This is a genomic window from Microbacterium elymi, assembly GCF_021582895.2.
GTDB lineage: Bacteria > Actinomycetota > Actinomycetes > Actinomycetales > Microbacteriaceae > Microbacterium > Microbacterium humicola.
Genome location: NZ_CP091139.2, coordinates 1,654,382 through 1,676,503, shown reverse-complemented (window position 1 = coordinate 1,676,503; position 22,122 = coordinate 1,654,382). Strand labels below are relative to the sequence as shown.

Here is a 22,122-nt window from a genome sequence, read left to right as displayed (position 1 = left end):
TGTCGAGTGCGCTCACGAGGGCGATTGTCAGAGCGTTGCGCGAAGACCTATATCGTCCGTCTGCTCTTGCCTGACGAATGGCACTGGCAGCGCGATCCCTTGGACCTGCCGCGCTAACGAAGTCGTCGTTCGACAGCTTGCGCCTCGACCGCCTCCGCGACAGATAGTACGGCCTTGACAAGACGAGTGTTCAGCGCGGACGATACATCACCCTGCACTTCCTTGAGGCGCAAGCGGATCAACTTCGCGCGCTCCAAAGCCTGCGGTTCGGTCTCGGCGGCTGCCAAGGTGCTCTCCATCGCACGGGCCAACTCGCCTTGCGTGGGTGCAACGCGAGCCGACCGGGAATCCTGCGTCGGCTCAGCATTCGGCTTGTCCACATGAGCAATGCTTACGAGAGCTGTCAGCGGCACTGCTATGGTCCGTCCGTCAGCCATATTCAGCTGCACCGTATCTTCATTGAGACCCGCAACCTTCGCGCGCAGACGGTAGGTCGAGCGAGCGCCCGACAACTCGAACTCGGCACTCATCCCAGCGCTGAGATCTTTATGGCCGATCAAACCGGCTCCTCTTCGTGCGGAACTCGTTCGGACGAGCTTAGTTGTGACTATACATACCTGTGGGACATAGGCCAGGGACCAGCGAATGCTCTCTGGAGTCGATCGAGCCATTTCATCGAGGCGAGTCCGGGCGACGACAGTCCAGCAACGTGACATCGAGCGGGGACCTACGGCCTGGACTCCTGGTTTGCGATGTCCTCCATCGCATCATCGTGGCACTCGATCTCGCGGCGCTCCCACTCGTCGTACTCGGCGTCGGTCTGAACGAGCTTCTCAATGAAGCCCGCACGCCTCGTCTCGAATGGGTCGCGGCGCAGGTACGCCTCGACGATCTCGGTTCCCTCGCCGGCCAAAGCCTCCACGAGCCGATACAGATCCCGATCGGGCGACCCGGGCCAGTTTCCCTCCGCCGACTGGTTACGCGCCTGGTTGAGAAAGTAGATCACCTGCATTACTTCCTCCCGCGTCGCGCGATCGGGAATCAATCCCGCCTGAGCACGGAGCAATCGACGGCGCTCCTTTGTCCAGATCGTCTTCCAGACTGGGTACCAGGGCTCGCTGCGAGATCATCTGCCCGAATGTGCGCTCGGCGTCCGAGATCGACCGCTCGAGGTCGATGAACGATTCAAACAGGGCCCGCACATCAGCCTTGGTGTCTTCTCGGCGTGCGTCCGCCACGGCGGCCTCCCGAGCTTTCTCATCACGATGCGACTGGTGCTTCGCGGAGCGGCTCTGCCCGGCCAAAGTGAAAAAACCACCTATCAGGGCACCGAGCAGCGCGGCGGCCACGGTCCGCAACCACTCTGAGATGTCTTCGTTCTGTGTCCACCAGAAGATGTACCAGAGCCCCTCAGGGTCGGTCGTGGCGGCAAGTGCTGACGGGATCACGCTGCGACCCTATCGAGCGCGGACACCAGCGACTCGGTTGACGTGCCGTGAGTGGCGGATGGGCGAAGCCACCAACCGCGCCTGTAGCCGGAAGGGGTCGCGTCGTGCCTGCCGGCTGATTCGACGTTGGGCAGCGCCGCCCGTCGAGCCGCTATCAGGCGTCGACGCCGAAGGCGCGGAGCAAGCGGGACGCGGGGGATCATCCGGCGCGGGCCGAGTTGGACCGTGGGGATGGTCCCGCTCTCGATCCCGAGCTTGATCGTGCGGTAGTCGACGCCGACGAGCTTGGCGGCATCCTTCATTGTCAGAGCCAAGCAGTCCTGTGACCGGTTCATCGCCCTTCCTTCCTGTGAGCCAGCAGTGTCAGTCTCCCTTCGTCGCAAGCCATCACAATCGTGAGCCAAGATCGACAGTCTTCTTCGCAAATCGTCGACGACCTGGAATAGTGGGCTCCATGGCAGACGTCGAGGCGTATGACTTCAGCGACGAACGCATTGATCTCGGCAGTGGGGTGAGTCTTCCGAAGTCGTGGCGCGCGCGCGTGTCGGGTGAGCAGGGCGCGCGCGGAACGATCACCGTCCGCGTGGAGTGGGATGACACGCTCGGACGCAGCGCCGTCGTCTTCGCTGCCCTCGAGCGCGAAGCGGAGGGCGTCGACATCACCAGCCAGGTGCTCCGGGAGGTGCGGACGCACTGGATCATGACGAGGTCAGCTCTTGATGTCGTCACCGTCGACGTCGGCATCGACGATGGCGACAAGGTCGACCGTGTACCGGTGCGCGAGTTTCTCAGTCGCGTGCGGGCACATAAGGAGCGAGAGCCCATGGAGTCCCTCCACGCGGCGATCTCCGTCTATCGCGTCGCGACAGCAATCAGCTTTCCCCCGCTGAAGCTCGTCGCCGACACTCTCGAGATCAGCCAGAGCACCGCGACCCGCCTCATGAGTCGCGCGCGCGACTCCGGTCTGGCACCCGAAGTCCGCATCCAGGAGCCGCGGCGGGCGCCAGCGGTCGACCCCTACAACCCGGGCAGGCCATACGACCCTGCGGCGCCCCACCAGGGGCCGTCCCAGCCCGGAGGGCCTTCGATCGGCCGATGAGAGACGCGGTGGCGCGGTTCCCCGATTGGGACTCAGCGCGAATGAGCTTCGGAGTTCGCGCCGCAACCGCAACTGTGTCAGACCGCTCCGGAACGGGAGACAGAGCCACCATCGTCGTTGGTGCGCTGCGCGACGCCCCGATCCTGCATGTGCACGATGGCCGACCCCATGTCGTCACTCGCGACCGGGGTGGGGCGGAGGAGTCGTCAGGGGTGGGTCGCGTTTATCTTCTCGGCGAGGGCCTCGAAGTTGTCGAGCGTCGTTGCGGACAACGCGTCCACGCGGGCGGGGTCGTGCAGCGAGCTCGGCGGGCCGCCAGTGGTCGAATTTGGGCTCTCCCGCGGACTCGAGCCGCTTCAGGATGCGATCGTGGTGCTCCGACAGGCTCTCAGCCGTGATGCTCCTGCCCAGCGCCTCGTTGTAGAGCGCGAGGTAGTCCTCCACCGCGAAGAGGTCCTCGATATCGGCGTGATTCTGCTGGAGCACCGAGCTGACGAGAACCACCCGATCGCTGTCGATCTTGTTCGCGTTCATCGCGGCTTCGACCTTGCCCGCACCCTCGACACCCGAGTCGAGCAGGACGGTGACCGAGACCTTCCGGCCGAGGAGTGACACGAAGGTCGGTACGTTCGAGGAACCACCAGCCGGAAGGATGCGCCAGCGTTCGTCGAGCCCCACCCCTCCGACCTTGCGGAGGGCACGACTGAGCAGGTCGAGATAGGCAAGGTCCGACGGGCCCTCGACGAGCAGGTTCCGCTCGCCGATGAAGAGGTTCTGGCTGAGGTCGTAGCCCAGCGCGGCCTGCAGCGGGAACGCGCTGTCCTCGCCCACCTCCAACGCGTCAGAGGAAGTGACCGACCCGATGTCCTCGCCGCGATCCTCGACCACACGGACGCGCTCGATCTGGTCGACCATGAACGGCGAGTGGGTCGTGTAGATGACCTGCCCGGCCGGCGCGAGGCGCTCGTTGATGAATCGCATGAAGTCCCGCTGGGCCTTGGCGTGGAGCGTGAGGCCGGGCTCGTCGAGCAGGATGACGACGTCCTCGCCGCGGCTCTCGAACTCGCTGAACGCCGCGAGGAACGAGAAGAACCACCTATAGCCTGACGACCGGCGGGAGAAGTTGTTGGTGAAGTCGTGCTTGCGGTCCTCGACGCGGAAGTTGAGATAGCGGATGACGCTGCGCTCCCCGCGAGCGTCCGCGACCGTCTCAGGCTCCGTCATGATCTTGATGCGGAGCTCGGGGTTGGTGCTCCAGTACGCCTTCATCTCCCTGGACAGGTCGTTGGAGACCGACTCCAGTTCAGCCGTGCTCGACTCGAAGTTCGAGTTCGCCATCGCGTTGACGTCGGTGTTGGCGAGCTTCAGGAGAGCACGAGCGGTCTGCCGGGGAGATGCACCAGGCTGCTCGTCGGCATCCTCCCTGAGCGTCGCCACATCGACCCGTCCCTCCAGACTCTGGTAGTCCGAGAAGAGGAAGAACTTGGGGATGCGAGCCAGGACGATCGAGTTCGCCACTGCCTCGAGATCGCCGGTACCGACGACCGCAGAGATGCGTGCGAGCACCTCCTGGATGGACGTGCCAGGCGCAGGAACCGGAGCCGGCGACGTGACCGTCTCGCCTGCGGCCTCGGCCTCGGCCTCGGCCTCCGCTGCCGCGCAGCGGCTTCGGCAGCAGAAGCGGCTTCGGCAGCGGCACGGGCAGCGGCATCGGCCTCCTCCTGAGCCAGCGCCTGAAGCGCGGCGCGCAGTGCGGCGACGGTGTTGTGCTGCTCAGCGAAAGCCTGTGCGTCGGGGTGCCCCTCGAGAACGTTCTGGAGGAACCGTGCCTCGTCGAGCTCGACCTGTGCCCACGTCTCACCGCTGTAGCGACGACCGACCAGCGCACTGTCGGCAGTCACGACGCCGTCGCCAAGGGTCGCCGTCAGCGTGTCGAGATCGGCCTTCTCGAGGCGGAAGGTCGCCTGGATCGGCGAGACCTGCAGGAGGTCCTCGCTGCGACTGTCTCGGCTCCGCCTCCAGCGCGGGTAGTCCTCGAGCTCTACGAAGCCGTCGCCGTAGACGGGATTGAGCCGGTAGAGCGCGTCCAGCATCGTGGACTTCCCGGACTCGTTCATCCCGACGAGGGTCGTGATGTCGTCCTCGACGGACACCTCACTCGAGTCCAGCACATTCTTGTACTTGTACACCTGGAACGATGACAGCTTGCATCGCGCCCCCTCACGCCTCGAAAATCAACGCCTCTGACCCTAGCTGGGCGTACGGACACGTCGAAGTTTCAATCGGTGAGGGACTCAGGTGAATCCATCGCCGAACGCTCGACTGCTCGGAAGCGAGACGCTGGTCGACGACCACTAGCCGCCGAGTTTCGGTTCACGCGACCACTCTGCTCGCGAGCGGTGCCCGGGTAAGGATCCCGCCGTCTCGCGCATCGATAGTGTCGACGCGTAAGTGAGCGCAAAAGATCGACCTTGGCGGGGGCCCAATCGACTCGACTCGGATTCCGCGAACTGACATCTGAGCGCCGAGATGGGCCCGTCGAACGTGCACCGCCCGCTTGGGGATCCTCGTTGCGCACCCCACCAACGTGAGCATGCCCGCCCCGATGCCTTTCCGATCACCCGCCGTGGCTCGCTGTGCATAGTTCGCGCGCGGAGACGGTCAGTTCGTCTTTAATGACTTTCCTCGACGGAAGGCGCCCATGCGGGCCTCGTGAGCCGCTCTTGCTGCTCGACGGGTGATGACTCGCTCTGCGATCTCTGTTACCGCGACGGAGAGAGCGCCGGCCATCGTTCCGACGATCAACGACCAGACCCAGAGCACGCTTGGATCGAGGTTGGTCGCTGACCAGAAACCAATCATGACCCCGTAGGCGATCACCAGCGCTCCGATCGATGAACCGATTCGCCATCGTCGCGCCATCCTCCGGTCTGGACCGTTCCATGCGTTCAGTTCATGAGCCAGCTCCGTAATCACGGTGCCGAGTTGATCGCGCTCACTGGATTCAGGGAGTAGAGCGTAAGCCTCCCCGAGTCGGCGGATGCGCATGAGGAGGCGGCCCTCCTTGGTCCAGCGGGGTCCCGCCCACCCGACGACGGCGATAAGCGCGAGGGTGATCGCGCCCAGGAGGGCTCCTAATTCAACACTCACGAGAAGCAAGCTAGTGGAGGACTCCGACAGCGGCCGCCATTGTGCGGTGAGCGCCGGGCACGTCGCGCCGCTATCAGGCGTCGACGCCAAAGGCGCGCCGCGGGCCAGCGCGGCGGATCATCCGGCGCGGGTCGAGTTGGACCGTTGGTATGGTTCCGCTCTCGATGCCGAGCTCAATCGTGCGGTAGTCGACCCCGACGAGCTCGGCGGCATCCTTCATCGTTAGTGCGAGCGAGTTCGGGCGAGCCGGAGAACCTGGGTGTGATCCGTGTGCGCGTCGTTTATGACCAGCAGTTGCGACGGTCGGTCGCGGCATCCGTCAGAGTGGATCGGGCGGGGGCGGGGGCGGGGAGGAAGTCACGGCCGCCTCGCTGCGGGACGTGAGCGTCCTGCAGATTGTCCAACGGTCTGCGCTGCAAGTGGTCACGGTGCAACGCGGCGAGGGTATGGCATTGGAGCTGGGCGAGCACCTCGCCGACGTGCGGGCACGCGCATCGGATCGCCAGCTCGGCGAGACCGTCCGTGAGGCGGTGAGGCTGTACCGGATCGCAACCACGGTGAAGATCGCGCCACTCAAGCTCGTCGCGGATCAGCTCGGCGTGAGCGTCAGCACGGCGACGCGGATGATGGCGCGGGCGCGCGCAACCGGTCTCGCGGAGGACCTCCTCGCTGGGGCTCTGACGTCAGAAGGACGCATCAAGCTGCATCGATGCACATTGCCAAGCAAAGTGCACTCATGCGCGCAAATCGCCCAAAATGTGCCTCATTGCGGACCTGACCAATACAGTCTTGGCCGCATTCGTGTCTGGCATCGGTCGGAGCCTCGCTCCCCCACTGCCAACTCGTGGCCGCAGATTGGCCGCATTCCATTCGCCGCTGGCTGTTTTCGGACGTCGCTGGATGTCGTAGCGGACTCGAAAACCCGCGTAATTCCGCGGAAGTTGTCGTTCGACGTCGCTATGCAAAATGCTCAGAACGTGTTCGAGTCCCTCCAGGGGCACGGCCACCTTCGCCTTGGTGGCTCCTTCTGGCGCAAGACCACGTGAAACCCGCTTGCGCATTCTGAGATCTGCTGAGGGGCGGCAACGACGCGCTTTCACGACGGTCGGGCGTAGCGAGTCCGCGGGCCGTTCGGCACCGCCACCAGTGGCATGGCGCCGTTGAGGCGCCGCGTCGCGACGGCATCCGGGTCATCGTCCAAGAGTTCGGCGTAGGTGTCCAGCGTCATCGCGGCCGACGCGTGCGCGAGCATCCGTTGCACTGCCTTCACGTTCGCGCCTGAGCTGATGGCGAGCGACGCCGGCAGGTCGGTGGGACGCCGCACGGCAAGCGCGGCGTCACAGGGGCAAGTGCTCCAGAGGCGAGCGACAACAGCGCCCCCTGCTACACTCGCCCCACAGCCGAGACACGAAGCGAGGAGGTGATACCCATGAACGAATCGACGTGGGTGCTCCTCAGCGGGGTCACGGTCGGGCGATAGGTCGTCCGGGAGCGCCGTCTGAAGAGCACTCCCGAAAGGCACGACCATGCAGTTCACCAGTGAACGACGACTCGACCACGAGGTCGTCGAGCGCGAGTTCACCCTCGACGAGATCCCCGGGATTCTGTGGACCCCGGGATCCGCCTCCGCCGCCGATCCCGTCCCGCTCATCCTGATGGGCCACCCCGGCCGGCTGGGCCCGATGTATCCGCGGCTGGCCGCGCGGGCCACCGGCGCGGCAGGGCAGGGGTTCGCCGCCGCCACCATCGAGCTGCCCGGCGCCGGCGACCGGCCCCGCCTCGCCGCCGTCGACCACGCCCGCGCCGACCTGCGGAGCGCGCTCGCGGCCGGCGAACCGGTCTCGAGCGACATCGTCGACCGGCTCATCCTCCCGCTGGTCGACCAGGCCGTTCCCGAATGGCGGGCGCTCCTGGACGCGGCGCTCGCACTGCCCGAGATCGGCGGCCCGGTCGGATACTCCGGCGGAGTGATCGGCATCGGCATCCGGCTCGCCGTTGTCGAGCCGCGGATCGTCGCGGCAGGCCTGTTCGCCGGCAGCTACGTGCCGGCGAGTCTGCTCGAAGAGGCCCGGCAGGTCACGATCCCGCTGCACGTGCGCTGCGATGGGATGACGAGGGCAACGACCGGCAGCTGGCGCTGGACCTGTTCGACGCCTTCGGGTCGACCCAGAAGACGCTCCAGGCCAACCTGGGCGGCCACACCGGGGTGCCCTCGTTCGCCGGCGAAGACGCGGCCCGGTTCTTCGCCCGCCACCTGGCCTGACGGCGGGATACCGGCGGTGCGCCGCAGCTGATCCAGCCGTTGCCCGCAGGCTCAGTGCGGCGCCCGCAGCTGATCGACCGGGCGCAGGGCTGTCTCGGCGCGGCATCCCAGTTCTCCGGGCTCGAGCAGCGCACGCGGGGAACGTGGAGAACCTCGACGCCGCCGGTGGGCCGGCGCACCGCGAGCAGGCAGTCGTCGGCATCCCCCATCGCGAACCCGATCTGGTGGTCGCCGATCGTGACGGACGCGGCGAACGCGACCTCGCGGTCGCCGGTGGGCTGCGGCATCCGCTTCTTCACTTCGGCGAGGATGTCGTCGGGCGAACCTTCCGCAGTCGCGCGGGTGAGCACGTCGACGACGACGTCTTCGGCGCCATCGGGCATGACGTAGACGGGGCGGGTGTCGACGGGCGGATCGATGGGATGCGCGTCCGCCGGGCAGTCGATCGAATGGGCGACCGCCTTGTCGTCGTCCCAGTGCGCGTGGTCGTCAGTGACGACGCCCCAGTAATCGAACTGCGACTCGAAGCACGCCACGTAGGGGTCGGCGCCGTCGTAGCGCTCGATCGTGACCCGCAGCTGCAGGGTGCCGAACGGCTCGGCGTGCGTGGCGTCGGGGTAGGCCGTGTAGCCGATCAGCTGGGATGAGGCCAGGCCGCCGAGCCGCTCGTCGGCCCACCGGGCATAGTCGTCGATCGTGTCGGTCGGACCGCGGTACAGGTGCCGGGCGATGTCGGCCGCTTCGTGCTGCGCCTGCGTGGCCAGCGCCGCGTCGCGGCCGGACATGGTGCGGGCGCAAGCCGGTCAGCGCCCCGGCGGCCAGCAGCGATGCGAGGAGGGCCGCGGCGCGGAGGGGACGGGAAGCCGGCATGAGTCGATCTAACCCTGACCGGCCAGTTCCTGCGACCCGAGCACGACCGCCAACTCGAGCTTCTGTGCGCCCTCCGAGCCGGGCTCGGCCGTGTAGACCATGATCCGCAGGTCGTCGTCGGTGACGACGAGCACGTCGCAGTCCAGCTCGATCGGGCCGACCAGCGGGTGGTCGATGATCTTGTGCCGCGACGGCTCGGCGGTCGGGGCATCCGTCGCCGACGTCCACAGCTCGCGGAACGTCGGGCTCTGCGCGCGCAGGTCGTCGACCAGGCGCCGCAGCCGCCCGTCATCCGGATACCGGGCGACCGTCATCCGCAGGTCGGCGACCAGTCCCGCGTTCTGCCGCGCCTGCTCTTCGGGAGTGTGCCGCGCCCGCGAACCGCTGCCGGCCACGTTGCGCCACACCGCGTTGCGGTCGTTGCCCCGCAGCTGCGACGTGGCCCCCATCAGCGCGTCGAACGGCGCATTCGCCTGGATCAGATTCCACGCCGCGTCGTACACGACGACCGGGGTGTTCGCCAGCCGGTCCAGGCAGCCGCTGCACGCTCGGCGCGATCCGGGTCGGAACGACTCCCGGCCCCGGCACCGACAGCCCCGCCCCGCGGAACAGCCGCTCGCGCTCGTTGTCGCTCACCCGCAGCGCACGGGCGAGGGCTTCGACCACCTGCGCCGACGGCGACGTCGCGCGGCCCTGCTCGAGCCGGGTCAGGTAGTCCACCGAGATGCCCGCCAGCTTGCGCCAGCTCTTCGCGGCGCAAGCCCCAGCGCCCGGCGGTGCGCTCCCGCCGGCATCCCGACCGCCGCCGGCTCGACCCGATCGCGCCACTGTCGCACCAGCCGGCCGAATTCGCGATCATCCACTCTGCCAGCCTGGCACTCGCACCGCCGCCTGTCGTGGTACTGCCGTTCCTACGATGAGCGGAGCGCTGGCTGTGGATGCCGCATCCGCGCACGATCGGACCATGACAACAATCCTCATCACTGGGGCCAACAAGGGCCTCGGCAAGGCGACCGCCCAGCTGCTCGTCTCACACGGCCACACCGTCTATGTCGGAGCGAGGGATGCCGCACGCGGCCGCGCCGCCGCCGACGAGATCGGTGCGCGGTTCGTCCCCCTCGACGTGACCGACGACGCCTCGGTCGCCGCCGCGTTCGAGCACATCGCCGCCGACGGCGGACTGGACGTGCTCGTGAACAACGCGGGCATCGCGAACCGTCTCGGCCCGACCGAGGCCCTCGACGGCCCGAGCGTGCTGTCGACGTTCGACACGAACGTGGTCGGCATCGTGCGCGTGACCGAGGCGGCGCTGCCCCTGCTCACCCGATCGGCGAACCCGGTCGTCGTCAACATCTCGAGCGCGCTCGGCTCGTTCTGGGCCACGCACGAGCCGTCGCGCCCGGCATCGCACTTCCCCTCGATCGTGTACGGGTCGAGCAAGGCGGCCGTCTCGATGCTCACCGTGCAGTACGCGAAGCTGCATCCGCAGGTGAAGTTCAACGCGGTCGAGCCGGGCATCACCGCGACCGGGCTCGGCGGCGGGGGCTCGGAGAGCTACCCGGGGCGATCGGCCGACGTGAGCGCCCGGATCGTCGCGCAAGCTGGCCGAGATCGGGACGGACGGCCCCACCGGCGCGTTCTGGGAGGACGACGGCGAACTGGGGTGGTGAGACGGATGCTGCCGGGGGCCACGGCCGCCCGGCAGCATCCATCCGCGGCACGGCGCGGATTACGATGTCGCAGTGAGCCAACCGTCAGACGAGGGACCGTTCTATCACGGCACGAAGGCCGATCTGCGGGAGGGCGACCTGCTCACCGCGGGCTACCGGTCGAACTACCGGCCCGAGGTGGTGATGAACCACATCTACTTCACCGCACTGCCCGACGGCGCCGGGCTGGCCGCGGAACTGGCCCAGGGTGACGCCGAACCCCGTGTCTATCTGGTCGAGCCGACCGGTCTGTTCGAGGACGACCCGAACGTGACCGACAAGAAGTTCCCCGGCAACCCCACCCGGTCGTATCGCAGGCGAGCCGCTACGGGTCGTCGGCGAGATCACGGACTGGACGCGGCTGACGCCCGAAGCGCTGCAGACCTGGCGGGAGCGCCTGGCGACCATCCTCGACGAGGAGCGCGGCGAGATCATCAACTGACGCCCGGGGGCGGCTTGAGCCGAGCAAGAACCTCACGAACTAAGGCCGCCCGTTGGTCGGCGAGTAGTGACCGGCCGTCCTCCCCGGTGCTCACTCCATCTGGCGATCGATGAATGCGGCCATGCCGGGGACCGTGAACGCGACGATGCCATGATCGGGCGCGTACACGAGTCCCTTGTGGATGAGGTTCGCTCGCACGGGTCCGAGGCTATTCACTGACTTCGACAGGCGGTTTGCGACTTCGCCTGACCCGATTCCGAAGTCACCCTCGGGGCACATCGCACGAAGGTACTTCTTCTCGGTAACCGTCGCGCGGTCCCAGCGTGCGCGAAAGAAGCCGTTGTCCAGCTGGTTGCGCCCGGCGGCGACGCCGTATTCGGCGTCGGATAGCTCGATCTTTGTGCCTTCACCGTGATTCCAGGTTTCCTGACCGAACTGCTGGATGAAGTACGGGTAACGTCCGGAGGCATCGACCAGATGGTCGAGCGCGTCCGCTGACCACGTGACACTCTCATCGCTCGCCGGCTTGGCTATTGCTTCACGAGCATCGGTGTCGCTGAGCCTCTCGACGTGCGTGAACTGGAATCGCTCGGTGTATGACTTCGCCTCTGACAAGGTCTGAGGAAGGCTCGGCAGACCGGCGAGTGCGAACAGCACAGGCCAGTCATCTTGTGCGGCGGCCTGTGCCACTATGGCGAGGGTCGTGAGTTCCTCATCCTGAAGCTCCTGTGCCTCGTCGACGAGGATTGCCAACCCAACGCCTTCTTCTCGTGCGGCGAGCGAAACATCCTTGATGATCTTCTTCAGGTCCGTGCTGAGGATCCCGCTGTCTGCTCCACCGCCCGGGGTGGTAGACAGATCGACCCCGAAGGTCCATGTACCGGATGCGTCGTACGACGCTTTGAAGGACAGCGCTGTTTTCAATGCCTTCAGGAGGCGGCGGCCGGCGGCCGGTCTGTCGAGGTCTGAGAGGGGTTCATAGAGCGCCTCGCCCAGCAGTGTCCGAAGACTCTGTTCGCCTCCGGCCTCGATATGCGCGACGATCCAGTCCCGCTGCTCGGCATGGTGGCGGAGCTGAGTAAGAAGGACGGTCTTGCCGACACCACGCAAGCCCATACAAGATGAACGGTTGGTCTGTGACGCCGCGCTCGGCTCGCTGGAGTGCGACCTGCCATGATCTGAGCACCGCATCCCGTCCGACGAGAGCAGCCGGCTTGCGACCGGCGCCGGGCATATACGGGTTGCGAACTGGATCCACTGCGGTCACCCCTAGTGAAGTATAGCTATGTATACAAAGGCACTATAGTCGGCTAGATCTCTCTATAGGTGCTGTTCTTCATCGAGCGTGTGGGTGAGCGATGAAGTCACGGTGGTGAGCTGGTTTGCGCCATCGCGATAGCTCACCGTGTTGATCGTGGGAATCGTAGTGAGCGGTGATGAGAGCGCCAGTGTCCTGGGAGGTCTGAGAGCCTCCGGAAGCGGTCAGCCCTGGAGCACGGACAGGACGTTGCCGGCCGGGTCGCGGAACCAGGCGATGTCGGGGCCATGGCCGTTGCCCCGGGCGATGCCCTTCTCGTCGGTGCCGAAGTCCGGGTCGCGATAGATCTTCGTCTCCACCCCGCGCGTATTGAGGTCGTCGATGGCCGCATCGATGTCGTCGACGCTGAAGTTCAGGATGGTGAAGCTCGCCGGCTCGTGGTTCGGCTTGGGGTAGATCAGCACGTGGGCGCCCGCGGGGAGCACGAGGTCGAGCATGCCCATCGGATTGTCCTCGACGTCCAGCCCGAGGGTCTGGCCGTAGAACGTCTTGGCCGCGGCGATGTCGTCGACGCTGAAGCCGCTGAACGCGTCGGTGGGGGTGAAGCCGGTCATTCCTCCAGCATCCTCCGTCGCAGGCGCCGAGTCCACAGGCGGCTCGACCGGGGCCGCGCGCGGCGCGAGCGTTCGCGCCGGCTCAGGATCTGGCTCGATCCCCGCGACCCGCCAAGGCGTCGGCTTGCGGCATCCTCTTCGGCTTCGGCCGGGATGGGTGCGGGCTCACGCGGGATGACCGGGACCGCGAAGATCGGCGCGAGCGCCACCGCGGCAAACGCGAGCGGGTAGCCGACCAGCGTGATCAGGCCGCCAACGGCCGGCCCGACCACCGATGCCGCCAGGAACTGCCCGGTGTTCTGCGTGCCCAGCGCCCGGCCCGACCAGAATGGCCCGGCGATCTCGGCCACCGCGGTGTAGGCCAGGCCGTTGTCGGCGACCGTGATCGTGGCGGCCACGATCAGCGCGGCCGCGCCCGCCCACGCCGGGGCGAGCTCGCTGGCCGCGAGCAGCACCATGACCAGCCCGGCGGCCCACGCCACCCACCGCAGCGGTCTCATCCGGCTGCCGACGTGGTCCGACAGCATCCCGATCGCGACCCGCCCCAGCGCGCCGATGAACTGCGCGGCGCCCACGACGATGCCGGCCGCCACCGGGCTGAGACCGCGATCGGCGGTCAGCCAGACCAGCCCGAAGATCGACACGGTGAACTGCGGCACGACCAGCAGGGCCGACGCCGCGTGGATCCGGACCAGCCCCAGGCGCGACCGATACGGGTTCGCCGGCCGGGTCGCGGCCGCCGTCCCCGTCCGCGCCGGGCGCGGCGGATCCACGATGAGCACGACGCTGAGCACGGCGAGCACGGCCGTCAGCACGAGCGGCAGCGACATCGCGGCCGACACGCCTCCGGATGCCGCGAGCGGCGGGATCGCGAGGGCCGCGACCGCGACCCCCAGCGGCTGGCACATCTGTCGGATGCCCATCGCCAGCCCGCGACGGTTCTTCGGGAACCAGCCGACGACCACACGGCCGCTGGCGGCGTTCGTGCTGCCCGAGGCGGCCCCGCCCAGCAGGAGGAAGAGGCCGAGCCCGAGGTATCCCGGAGCCAGGACCGCCCCGACTGCGGCGAGGGCGGTCAGGGCCATGCCCCCGGCGATCACCCAGCGCTCGCCGACGCGGTCGGTCAGGGCTCCCCAGGCGACGAGGGTGAGGACGAGTCCGAGCGTGGGGGCGGAGGCGAGCAGGCCCGCCTGGGCGAGCGGGATGCCGCGCTGGGTGTGCAGCAGGGGGATGAGGAAGGCGGGCGCCGACTGGAAGACCGTGCCGGCGGCCTGCGCGAGCACCGCCACGCCCAGCATCACCCACGGGCGGGCGCCGCCGACCCGCGGCTGTGTCGTCCAGCTCATTGGTATACCGTAGTGGTATCCCAATCCAGTTCGCAACTCGCGCTCATGCCGGATACTGGAGCGGAGCCGACACACCGGGAGCGAGCATCCATGCCCACCTCACAGACCCAGCTGCTCTATGACCGGGTGCGGCAGGCGATCCTGTCGTTCGACCTCGTCCCCGGCTCGCCGCTGAGCGAACGCGGGCTCGAGGCCCAGTACGGCGCGAGTCGCACGCCCGTGCGCGCGGCGTTGATGCGCCTGCAGGCCGAGGGGCTGGCGGCCCGCGACGGGCGCGCGTGGCGGGTCACCCCGATCGACCTGGACGAGGTCACGGCCCTGGCCGAGTACCGAGAGGCCGTCGAGATCGCCGCGGCGCGGCTCGCCTGCGAGCGCGCGTCCGATGACGAGATCGCGGCGCTCGCCGCGGCCGACCGCGACGCCCAGGACTCGGCCGGCGATGCGGAGGCCGGGATGCGGCGCGGGTCCGACTTCCACGAGGGGCTGGCCGCGCTGGCCGGGAATCCGTTCATCCGGCAGGCGGTGACGGATGCCGTGACCCGCATGGCGCGGGCGCGCTGGCTCGAGATGCGCAGCGAGGAGGGGCGGGATGCCGCCTGGCGCGAGCACGCCGCGATCGTCGACGCCGTCCGCGACCGCGACGCGCAGGCAGCGGCATCCGCCGTCGCCCGCCACTCGCAGGCGAACCTGGAGCGCCTGCTGACCTCGCTGCGCGCCGATCGTCGTGCGCTCGGCGCGCGCGGGCTGCGCATCGTCGGGGAGTGAGGCGGGGTGCCGGGAACCCCTTCAAGCCGCTCCTCACACCCGCGCAGCATCCATCCGCGCGATCAGCGACGGTCGCCGCGCGTACCGTGCGCGCAGTTCCCCCAGGTAATCGGTGGCGAACTCGGGCTCGCCCGCATCGAGCGCAAGCCTTGCGCAGTGCCTTCATCCGCCGCACGGCTCCGGGATACACGCGCGTGTTCGCCTCGACCAGCCGGTCGTCGATGAGCTGTGCCATCACCGGTAGGACGGCGCCCGGATCGACCTTGGCGTAGCGGGTGACGAGGTCGTCCCACTGATCCGCGAGCAGCGAGCGACCATCCTCGGCGGCGCGAAGCGCCTCGTGCCAGGCGCGCTCGACATCGCCCGCATCGATCAGATATGAGGTGAGCTCCCAGGCCCGCCCGCGCAAGCTGTGCGATCGCCGCCTCGCGGTGTACCTGCCACGTGCCACCCGCCGCCTCTTCCCATGCGCGCGCATTCGATGCCGTCGGCCACCGGTAGAAGACCTCGGATGCCGCAGCCGCGGCATCCTTCCCGCTCGAAGCCGTCACCAGCTCGACCCACAGCTCGCCGCACTCCTGCTGCTGGAAGTCCCCGCCGGGCAGATGCATCCCCTCTTGTGCCACCGTCATCGCCCGTTCGACGAACCCGGCCTCGCGCAGCGCTTCGGCCGCACCCGCGCGCAGGTGCGCACGCGGAAGATCGCCGCCGTGCGTGCGGACGATCGCCGCCTCGTCCCGTGCAGCACGGCGAGCCGTTGCAGGTTGGCCCGCAGGGCATGCCGGGCATGCCACTCGTCATCGTGGTCGAACTCCAGCTCGGGACGCTCGTCGAAGGCCGACAACTCTGCCCGACGCGCCGCCAGCTGCGCCTCGAAGCGCGCGATGCCGCGCTCACCCAGGGCCTCTTCATAATCGATGACATCGATCGTGAAATACTGGCCCAGCTCACCGAACTGCTGCTTCTGGATCCAGCTGGACAGCGTCGCGGGCGCAGGCGGTGCCTCGGCGCACAGCTTGGCGTGCAGCGTCAGCAGGTCGGCGATCACGAGCTGGATCACACCGTTCGAGTCATCCGCGCGCATCAGCACGCGGAACGTGCTGGCGATCGCCTTCTGCACGACCGGGATGACCCCTGCCGCACCGTAGTCCTCGGCCATGTCGGCCAGCAGCGGCACCGCCTGCTCGGCCTCGTACGCGTATTCGTCCACGGCGCGCCAGTTCCACATGTCGCGTCGTGTGGTGCGGAACGAGGCCAGAACGTTCGGGATGTCGCGAGCGAGCGTCATGCGTCCAGGATGCCAGGAGTGAGCGCGGTGCCTCGCCGTCGGGCCTCGACGGAACGCGGCGAGACCGACCGCGCCGAGTGCGCGTCGCGTGCGGGCGGGAGCATCGATGTCGCCGGCCGACCCGGCGCCGCGCCCGGGCGGCCTCAGGCCGTCGTCGCGCGCAGCCCCTCGGCCTTCTGCCGCAGCGACGTGCCGCTGCGCCGCGTTCGTGCACAGCGCCGCCGCGGTCAGCAGCTCCGAGCGGGCCTCGTCGGCCCGGCCCAGCTGGGCCAGCAGCTCTCCGCGCACGCTTGGCACGAGGTGCGAGCCGCGCAGCGCCCCGCCTCGTCGATCTCGTCGACGATCGCCAGCGCCGCGGCCGGACCCTGCGCCATCGACACGGCGACCGCCCGGTTCAGGTCCACGATCGGGTTGGGCGCAACCCGTCCGAGCACCTCGTACAGGGTCACGATCCGCGCCCAGTCGGTGTCGGCCACGCTCGGCGCGACGGCATGACACTGCGCGATCGCCGCCTGCAGGGCATAGGCGCCTCGACCCGTGCCGTGTGCGCGAGCCGCGGCATCCGCCCGCTTCAGCAGCCCGATCGCGCGCTGGATCTGCCCGTGGTCCCACCGCGATCGGTCTTGGTCGGCCAGCAGCACCGGCGCACCCGAGCCGGCTTCGCGGGCGGCGAAGCGCGAGCGCTGGAACTCCATCAGCGCCACCAGCGCGAGCGGCTCGGGCTCGCGCGGCAGAGCCCGACCACGACCCGGCCCAGCCGGATCGCCTCGTCGGCGAGGTCCGGACGCACCCAGCGGTCGCCCGCCGTGGCGGCGTACCCCTCGGTGAACACGAGATACACGACCCCGAGCACGGCGCTCAGCCGCGCCTTCCACTCGCTCGGATCGGGTGTCTCGAACGGCACCCGCGCCGCGGCCAGCGACTTCTTCGCCCGGGTGATCCGCGCCTGCACGGTGGGCACGCTGGTCAGCAGCATCCGCGCGATCTCGTCCGTCGACAGCCCCGCGACCACCCGCAGCGTCAGCGCCACCTGCGATTCGCGCGACAGCGCCGGGTGGCAGGCGGTGAACACGAGCCGCAGCACGTCGTCGTCGATCGGCTGCCAGTCGTCGTCGGATGCCTCGTCCAGCGTCCGCGCGATCGCCGCGTACCGGTCGTCCAGCCGCTCGCGCCGACGCCACGCATCGATCGCGCGCCGCTTCGCGACGGCCGTCAGCCACGCGCCCGGATTGTTCGGGATGCCGGAGTCCGGCCATGCCCCGAGAGCTTCGATGAGCGCTTCCTGTGTGACATCCTCGGCGAGGCCGAGGTCGCCGGTCATCTTGGCGACGGATGCCGTGATCCGCGGCCCTTCGATGCGCCAGACGGCCTCGACCGTGCGCCGGGTGTCATCCATGTCGGTTCGCGTTGCGGCTCAGTTGGCGCCCAGCTCGGCGCGCCACTCCTTCTCCTTCTGGACGTACTCGTTGTCGGCGAACGCCTCGAAGTCGGCATCCTCGTGCACCCGCCGCACCTCGAGCTTGCCTGCCCGGGCCGAGGGGCAGCGCTTGGCCCACTCGAGCGCCTCTTCGGCGGTGGCGGTCTGGATGATCCAGAACCCGTTGAACAGCTCGTGCACCTCACCGTAGGGGCCGTCGCTGACGATCGGCGGCTCGGCGGCGAAGTCGACGACGTAGCCCGGCTCGTACGACAGTCCCTCGCCGGCGACCATCACCCCGGCCTTGATCATGGACTCGTTGTATGCGCCCATCGCGTTCAGCACCTCGTTGAAATCGAGCTGCTTCGACGCCTCGACCGCCTCGGCAGTGGCCCGCATGATCAGCATGTGCTTCATTTCGATTCTCCTCGATCGGTGGGGACCGTTCGTCCCCTCTCACTATCGCGTCGAACGGGCGTCAGCGGAATCGACATCGGGGGGTGAAATCTTCTCGGCGGCGCGGTTCATCTGTCGCGGTTGCGCGCGTTCGCGGGGGATCGTGCGCAACCGCGACAGGTGAACAGGGCGCGGATGCCGTCGGGCCGGCGCTAGCCTGGTCGGGCACGCTGGAAGGAGGACGCGCATGCCGCTGTTCCTGGAAGACCTCGAAGCCGGGCAGTCGTTCGTCAGTCCGGGCCGCACCATCACCGAGGCGGATGTCATGTCGTTCGCCGCATGGACCAACGACAACAACCAGGTGCACACCGACGCCGAGTTCGCGAAGGGCACGCGCTACGGCCAGCGGATCGTGCACGGGATGCTGGGGGCCTCGCTCTGTCTGGGGCTCATCGCCCGCACCGGCGTGTTCGAGGGCAGCGCCGTCGCTCTGCTCGGCATCGACGGGTGGCGATTCACCGCCCCGGTGTTCATCGGCGACACGGTCACGTGCACCGTCGACATCCTCTCCACCCGTCCGACCTCGTCGGGGACTACGGCATCGTCGAACGCCAGGTGACCCTGCGCAACCAGCACGGCGAGACCGTGCAGTCCGGCCGGATGGACCTGATGGTGCTCCGCCGGCCCGCGCCCGACGAGAGCATCACCGCGACGGGCTAGCGGCGCGTTTCGTCAACCGTCGTCGGCTGCCATCCGAGCCGCCGCTGCCAGCGCCGGGAAGCGGCGTCTTTCACAGTGCGACCGCCTCGGCGAGGATCCGCTGATCCCGCGTGTCATCGAGCGCGGTGACGGGCACGGCCGACACCGGGACGCCCAAAACGGTCTCGACGTCCAGTTCGAACTGCGCGATGTCGAAGAGCGTCGCCCCGGGTTCTGGCGTGACGAGAAGGTCGAGGTCGCTGTCGGGACGCTGATCTCCACGGGCCACCGATCCGTAGACTCGTACGCCGCTGAGTCCGGATGCCGCGGCCAGCCGCTCGATCACCGGCTTGAGCGTTCGAAGCCGATCGATCGTGATGCCCGCCGCGCCCGCGTCGGTCAGCTGCCGATATGCCTGGACCGACAGCAGGACCACTTCGGGGCGGCGATGCGTTCCGATGACGACAGGATCGGCCTCGGGATCGGCCCGGAACCGGGCGATCAGTCCCGACAGTCCCGCTCGAGCGTCTGCCACGGGAATCACGTCCATGCGCGCCTCCAAAGATGTACAGCTAATTGTACGACTTCGAGGATATGGCGTCCTCGACCGTGAGCGGGGAGGCCGAACGGCCGCGCCCTGCGGCTTGCCCCCGGCATCCGTTCTGCCCCCGGCATCCGCTCTCGTCCCGGGCCCACTCGGATGCGGCACCTGCGGCTGCCCCCGGCATCCGCTCTGCCCCCGGCATCCGCGCTGTCCCCGGCATCCGCGCGAGCCTGGCCCTAGGCTGGATGGATGACCGGCGACGCCCAGCGGCCCGACCGGCTTGCGCACCTGGTGGAGCCGGCGGCTGCGCGTGTTCAGCGGTGAGATCGTCCGTGCGGCGTTCCCGCCCACGCAGCGCGTCTCGATCCCGTGGAGCGACGACGCGCTCTCGCAGCGGCACGCCCGCGCGGTCATCGACCTGTGCCTGCGCGCCGGCGAGACGATGCTCGCCACCGGCGCGACGACGGCCGACGTGGTGGCCACCGTGCTGCGCATCAGCGCGACGTACGGGCTGCGCAACGTCCACGTCGACATCGCGTTCACCTCGATCACGATCTCGGTGCATCGCGGACTGGACGAGAACCCGATCTCGATCATGCGAGTGGTGAAGGTCCGCACGACCGACTACACGCGGCTGCAGGCGGTGTACCGGCTGATCGACGAGGCGGTCACGTCGGGCGGCGCGATCGACGTCGACGAGGTGCGCGAGCGGCTCGGCACGATCCTGAACCAGCCGCATCCGTACCGCCGGTGGATCGTGACGCTCGGGATGGCGGTGCTGGCCGCCGGCGTGGTCGTGATGTTCAACGCGAGCGTCGTGCTGGTGGTCGTGGCCGCGGCATCCGCGGTGATCGCCGATCTGATCGGTCGGCGCCTGAGCAAGTGGGGGATCGCGGTCTTCTTCTCCCAGATCGCGTGCGCGGCGGCCATCACCATCATCGCCGTGGTCATGTACTGGCTTGCGCTCGGTGGGACTCGAGCTGCCGGGGACGAACCACCCGACCGTGATCGTCATCTCGGGCATCATCATGCTGCTGTCCGGCATCGGCCTGACCACGGCCGCCCGCGACGCCGTCGACGGCTACTACCTCACCGCCGCGGCGCGGATGATGGAGGTCGTCATGCTCACCCTGGGCCTGGCGATCGGCATCTGGATCACGCTCGGCGCCGCCTTCCGGCTCGGGGCACCCGTCGCCGTCGGGACCACGCTCGGCGGCGGGCGCGGGCTGTGGGCCGGGATGCTGGGGGTCGCCCTCATCGGGATCGGCTTCGCCCTCACCTCTTATGTGCGCTTCGGCCTGGCGCCGCTGATGGCGGCCGATGCGGCCGCCGTGTTCGCCGTGTACTACCTGCTGCGCCCGCTCATGCCGCAAGCCGGGGATGGCCGCGGCCGTGGCCGGCGCGGTCGCGGGGGTGATCGCCTACCTCGCGTACCGGTGGATCAAGGTGCCCGAATCGGCGATGGCCATGGCCGGCATCATCGGACTGATCCCCGGCCTGGCCTTCTACCAGGGGCTGTACAGCCTCATCGGCGACGACTTCGACCCGTCGGCGGCGGCGCCCGCGCTGCTGACGGCCGCCGCCACCGGGCTGGGCCTGGCCGCCGGGACCGCCATCGGCGGATACATCGCCCGGCTCAGCTTCGGCCTCGACCGCTCGGCGCGGATCGCCCAGCGCCGCTCCCGCGTCCGCGGCTGAGGCGGGGTGCGGGGCTTCGGATCGCCCGGTTCTGGCGGGTTCGGCATCCTCGGTCGACCGAGTTCTGAGCCCCGCGGCGTCTCGACGGCTCGCCGCCCGCGCATCCGGCGTATCGTGCAGACGGTCGGCGCGTCGCGCGCCGGAAAGGAGGCCATCATGCGGTTGCGAGACATCCCCACCCGGCTGGCCACCGGGGCATACATCGTGCACTCCGGGATCACCAAGCTCAGCGCCGGCCCGGAACAGGTCGCGGGCCTGTACGCCGGCGCCACGAGTGCGTATCCGGCGCTGACGCGCATCCCCGCCGGCAAATTCGTCCGGCTGCTGGCGATCGGCGAGATCACGGTCGGATCGCTGCTGCTCGTCCCGTTCGTCCCCACCGCCCTCGCGGGCGCCGCGCTGACGGTGTTCTCGTCCGGACTGGTCGGCATGTACCTGCGCACCCCGGCGCTGCGCAAGCCGGGCAGCATCTGGCCGAGCCAGGCGGGCACCGCGATCAGCAAGGACTCGTGGATGCTGGCCATCGGCCTGAGCCTGCTGATCGGCGCCGCCGAGGACGACGAGGACTGAGCCGCACGGACGCCGCGACGGTGCACGGCGCATGACCGTCGTCGACTTCGCCGATGTCCCCGGCATGCACCGCGGCTCGGCGCGTCCCTCTGCTCGCGCGCTCGCGCCGGTCACTCGGCGCCCCTGCGGTCGGGCCGGTCGCTCGGCGTCCCTCCGCTCGCGCGCCCGTTTTCCGCATTTGCGCCCGAAAGAAGCGGGCGCGGATGCGGGAAACGGCAGCGCGAGCGTCATCCAGACGTCGTCGCCGTTCGCGGTGCCGACGTTCGTCGCTCCCGCCCGTGTCGCACCGCGCCGCCCGCGCCCCGACCACTCGCGCGCCCGTTTTCCGCATCCGCGCCCGAATGAAACGGGCGCGGATGCCGAATGGGCAGCGCGAGCGCGTCCACATGAGATCGCCGCCCCGTACTGCGCGCTTGCCGGCCGGGTTGACCGCGTCGCCGCTCGCGGTGCCGACGTTCGTCGCTCCCGCCCGTGTCGCACCGCGCCGCCCGCGCCCCGACCACTCGCGCGCCTGTTTTCCGCATCCGCGCCCGAATGAAACGAGCG

The 22,122-nt window shown here is 68.8% G+C and carries 22 protein-coding genes and 8 pseudogenes; 12 read left to right on the top strand and 18 right to left on the bottom strand.

The genetic code is table 11. The features are described 5' to 3' along the window. Window positions 1-113: 113 nt before the first annotated feature. The 3 genes from L2X98_RS09115 to L2X98_RS09105 all read right to left on the bottom strand — a co-directional run bounded on the left by L2X98_RS09115 (window position 114) and on the right by L2X98_RS09105 (window position 1,448). A complete protein-coding gene (locus L2X98_RS09115; protein WP_259613052.1) occupies window positions 114-560 on the bottom strand; it encodes a hypothetical protein in 447 nt (148 codons plus the stop codon). Between the two features lie 167 nt (window positions 561-727). After that, a complete protein-coding gene (locus L2X98_RS09110; RefSeq protein ID WP_259613051.1) occupies window positions 728-1,012 on the bottom strand; it encodes a hypothetical protein in 285 nt (94 codons plus the stop codon). Further along, window positions 978-1,448 (bottom strand): hypothetical protein, encoded by a 471-nt coding sequence (locus tag L2X98_RS09105; protein WP_259613050.1) that lies wholly within the window; start codon window positions 1,446-1,448, stop codon window positions 978-980. The genes L2X98_RS09110 and L2X98_RS09105 overlap by 35 nt, the downstream gene beginning before the upstream one ends. A 454-nt stretch (window positions 1,449-1,902) precedes the next feature. Here L2X98_RS09105 and L2X98_RS09100 point away from each other — a divergent pair, with 454 nt between their 5' ends. Beyond that, complete coding sequence (locus tag L2X98_RS09100; protein ID WP_259613049.1) at window positions 1,903-2,547, top strand: hypothetical protein; 645 nt, start codon at window positions 1,903-1,905, stop codon at window positions 2,545-2,547. Window positions 2,548-2,721: 174 nt separating this feature from the next. Here the strand turns inward: L2X98_RS09100 and L2X98_RS09095 are convergent, their stop codons facing one another. Beyond that, a complete protein-coding gene (locus L2X98_RS09095; RefSeq protein ID WP_259613048.1) occupies window positions 2,722-4,113 on the bottom strand; it encodes an ATP-dependent nuclease in 1,392 nt (463 codons plus the stop codon). 230 nt (window positions 4,114-4,343) lie between these two features. On the opposite strand from L2X98_RS09095, the gene L2X98_RS09090 reads away from it, so the two are divergent. Further along, entirely contained in the window at window positions 4,344-4,748 is a 405-nt protein-coding gene (locus tag L2X98_RS09090) for a hypothetical protein (protein ID WP_259613047.1), read from the top strand. Window positions 4,749-5,208: 460 nt separating this feature from the next. On the opposite strand, the gene L2X98_RS09085 is transcribed toward L2X98_RS09090, so the two are convergent. Then, window positions 5,209-5,595, bottom strand: coding sequence for a hypothetical protein (locus L2X98_RS09085; protein WP_259613046.1), 387 nt, complete (start codon window positions 5,593-5,595; stop codon window positions 5,209-5,211). A 175-nt stretch (window positions 5,596-5,770) separates the two neighbouring features. Beyond that, window positions 5,771-5,917 carry a DNA-binding protein gene (locus L2X98_RS09080; protein WP_259613045.1) on the bottom strand — a complete coding sequence of 49 codons (147 nt, stop codon included), beginning with the start codon at window positions 5,915-5,917 and terminating at the stop codon, window positions 5,771-5,773. A 160-nt stretch (window positions 5,918-6,077) separates the two neighbouring features. Between L2X98_RS09080 and L2X98_RS09075 the strand changes: the two genes are divergently transcribed. Then, window positions 6,078-6,743, top strand: a complete 666-nt coding sequence (locus tag L2X98_RS09075) for a hypothetical protein (protein WP_259613044.1) — start codon at window positions 6,078-6,080, stop codon at window positions 6,741-6,743. A gap of 50 nt (window positions 6,744-6,793) precedes the next feature. Here L2X98_RS09075 and L2X98_RS09070 read toward each other — a convergent pair. From L2X98_RS09070 to L2X98_RS09045, 6 genes and pseudogenes are all read right to left on the bottom strand, one after another. Then, window positions 6,794-7,000, bottom strand: a pseudogene (locus tag L2X98_RS09070) (site-specific integrase); the annotation flags it as partial. 160 nt (window positions 7,001-7,160) lie between these two features. Further along, window positions 7,161-7,790 carry a hypothetical protein gene (locus L2X98_RS09065; protein ID WP_259613043.1) on the bottom strand — a complete coding sequence of 210 codons (630 nt, stop codon included), beginning with the start codon at window positions 7,788-7,790 and terminating at the stop codon, window positions 7,161-7,163. Next, window positions 7,774-8,745 (bottom strand): hypothetical protein, encoded by a 972-nt coding sequence (locus tag L2X98_RS09060; RefSeq protein ID WP_259613042.1) that lies wholly within the window; start codon window positions 8,743-8,745, stop codon window positions 7,774-7,776. The genes L2X98_RS09065 and L2X98_RS09060 overlap by 17 nt, the downstream gene beginning before the upstream one ends. Window positions 8,746-8,838: 93 nt before the next feature. Then, window positions 8,839-9,369, bottom strand: a pseudogene (locus L2X98_RS09055) (MmyB family transcriptional regulator); the annotation flags it as partial. Between the two features lie 130 nt (window positions 9,370-9,499). Further along, a pseudogene (locus L2X98_RS09050) lies at window positions 9,500-9,550 on the bottom strand (hypothetical protein); the annotation flags it as partial. Continuing rightward, window positions 9,538-9,693, bottom strand: a complete 156-nt coding sequence (locus L2X98_RS09045; protein WP_259613041.1) for a hypothetical protein — start codon at window positions 9,691-9,693, stop codon at window positions 9,538-9,540. The pseudogene L2X98_RS09050 and the gene L2X98_RS09045, both read right to left, overlap by 13 nt. A gap of 53 nt (window positions 9,694-9,746) precedes the next feature. Between L2X98_RS09045 and L2X98_RS19460 the strand changes: the two are divergent. Beyond that, window positions 9,747-10,322 (top strand): annotated as a pseudogene (locus L2X98_RS19460) (SDR family NAD(P)-dependent oxidoreductase); the annotation flags it as partial. A 250-nt stretch (window positions 10,323-10,572) separates the two neighbouring features. Continuing rightward, a pseudogene (gene arr, locus L2X98_RS09035) lies at window positions 10,573-10,981 on the top strand (NAD(+)--rifampin ADP-ribosyltransferase). A 90-nt stretch (window positions 10,982-11,071) separates the two neighbouring features. Here arr and L2X98_RS09030 read toward each other — a convergent pair. The 3 genes from L2X98_RS09030 to L2X98_RS09020 form a co-directional block, all read right to left on the bottom strand. Beyond that, entirely contained in the window at window positions 11,072-12,091 is a 1,020-nt protein-coding gene (locus tag L2X98_RS09030) for an ATP-binding protein (protein ID WP_259613039.1), read from the bottom strand. 372 nt (window positions 12,092-12,463) lie between these two features. Continuing rightward, window positions 12,464-12,853 carry a VOC family protein gene (locus L2X98_RS09025; RefSeq protein ID WP_259613038.1) on the bottom strand — a complete coding sequence of 130 codons (390 nt, stop codon included), beginning with the start codon at window positions 12,851-12,853 and terminating at the stop codon, window positions 12,464-12,466. Next, window positions 12,850-14,199 (bottom strand): MFS transporter, encoded by a 1,350-nt coding sequence (locus L2X98_RS09020; RefSeq protein ID WP_259613037.1) that lies wholly within the window; start codon window positions 14,197-14,199, stop codon window positions 12,850-12,852. The genes L2X98_RS09025 and L2X98_RS09020 overlap by 4 nt, the downstream gene beginning before the upstream one ends. A 90-nt stretch (window positions 14,200-14,289) precedes the next feature. Between L2X98_RS09020 and L2X98_RS09015 the strand changes: the two genes are divergently transcribed. Beyond that, window positions 14,290-14,964 (top strand): GntR family transcriptional regulator, encoded by a 675-nt coding sequence (locus tag L2X98_RS09015; protein ID WP_259613036.1) that lies wholly within the window; start codon window positions 14,290-14,292, stop codon window positions 14,962-14,964. Window positions 14,965-16,426: 1,462 nt separating this feature from the next. Here L2X98_RS09015 and L2X98_RS09010 read toward each other — a convergent pair. Continuing rightward, window positions 16,427-17,648: pseudogene (locus L2X98_RS09010) on the bottom strand (RNA polymerase sigma factor); the annotation flags it as partial. Window positions 17,649-17,666: 18 nt separating this feature from the next. After that, a complete protein-coding gene (locus L2X98_RS09005) occupies window positions 17,667-18,086 on the bottom strand; it encodes a YciI family protein (RefSeq protein ID WP_259613035.1) in 420 nt (139 codons plus the stop codon). Window positions 18,087-18,312: 226 nt separating this feature from the next. On the opposite strand from L2X98_RS09005, the gene L2X98_RS09000 reads away from it, so the two are divergent. Further along, window positions 18,313-18,684 (top strand): MaoC/PaaZ C-terminal domain-containing protein, encoded by a 372-nt coding sequence (locus L2X98_RS09000; protein WP_259613034.1) that lies wholly within the window; start codon window positions 18,313-18,315, stop codon window positions 18,682-18,684. Between the two features lie 171 nt (window positions 18,685-18,855). Here L2X98_RS09000 and L2X98_RS08995 read toward each other — a convergent pair whose 3' ends face one another. Beyond that, window positions 18,856-19,314, bottom strand: a complete 459-nt coding sequence (locus L2X98_RS08995; protein ID WP_259613033.1) for a nucleotidyltransferase domain-containing protein — start codon at window positions 19,312-19,314, stop codon at window positions 18,856-18,858. A 436-nt stretch (window positions 19,315-19,750) separates the two neighbouring features. Between L2X98_RS08995 and L2X98_RS20735 the strand changes: the two are divergent. From L2X98_RS20735 to L2X98_RS08975, 5 genes and pseudogenes are all read left to right on the top strand, one after another. After that, window positions 19,751-20,215: pseudogene (locus tag L2X98_RS20735) on the top strand (threonine/serine exporter family protein); the annotation flags it as partial. A gap of 121 nt (window positions 20,216-20,336) precedes the next feature. After that, window positions 20,337-20,411, top strand: a pseudogene (locus L2X98_RS20730) (hypothetical protein); the annotation flags it as partial. A gap of 277 nt (window positions 20,412-20,688) precedes the next feature. Next, on the top strand, window positions 20,689-21,006 hold the full coding sequence (locus L2X98_RS08985) for a threonine/serine exporter family protein (RefSeq protein WP_259613031.1): 318 nt from the start codon (window positions 20,689-20,691) through the stop codon (window positions 21,004-21,006). 156 nt (window positions 21,007-21,162) lie between these two features. Next, window positions 21,163-21,576, top strand: coding sequence for a hypothetical protein (locus tag L2X98_RS08980; RefSeq protein WP_259613030.1), 414 nt, complete (start codon window positions 21,163-21,165; stop codon window positions 21,574-21,576). A gap of 31 nt (window positions 21,577-21,607) precedes the next feature. Beyond that, window positions 21,608-22,114, top strand: a complete 507-nt coding sequence (locus tag L2X98_RS08975; protein WP_259613029.1) for a hypothetical protein — start codon at window positions 21,608-21,610, stop codon at window positions 22,112-22,114. The last annotated feature ends 8 nt before the right edge of the window (window positions 22,115-22,122 follow it).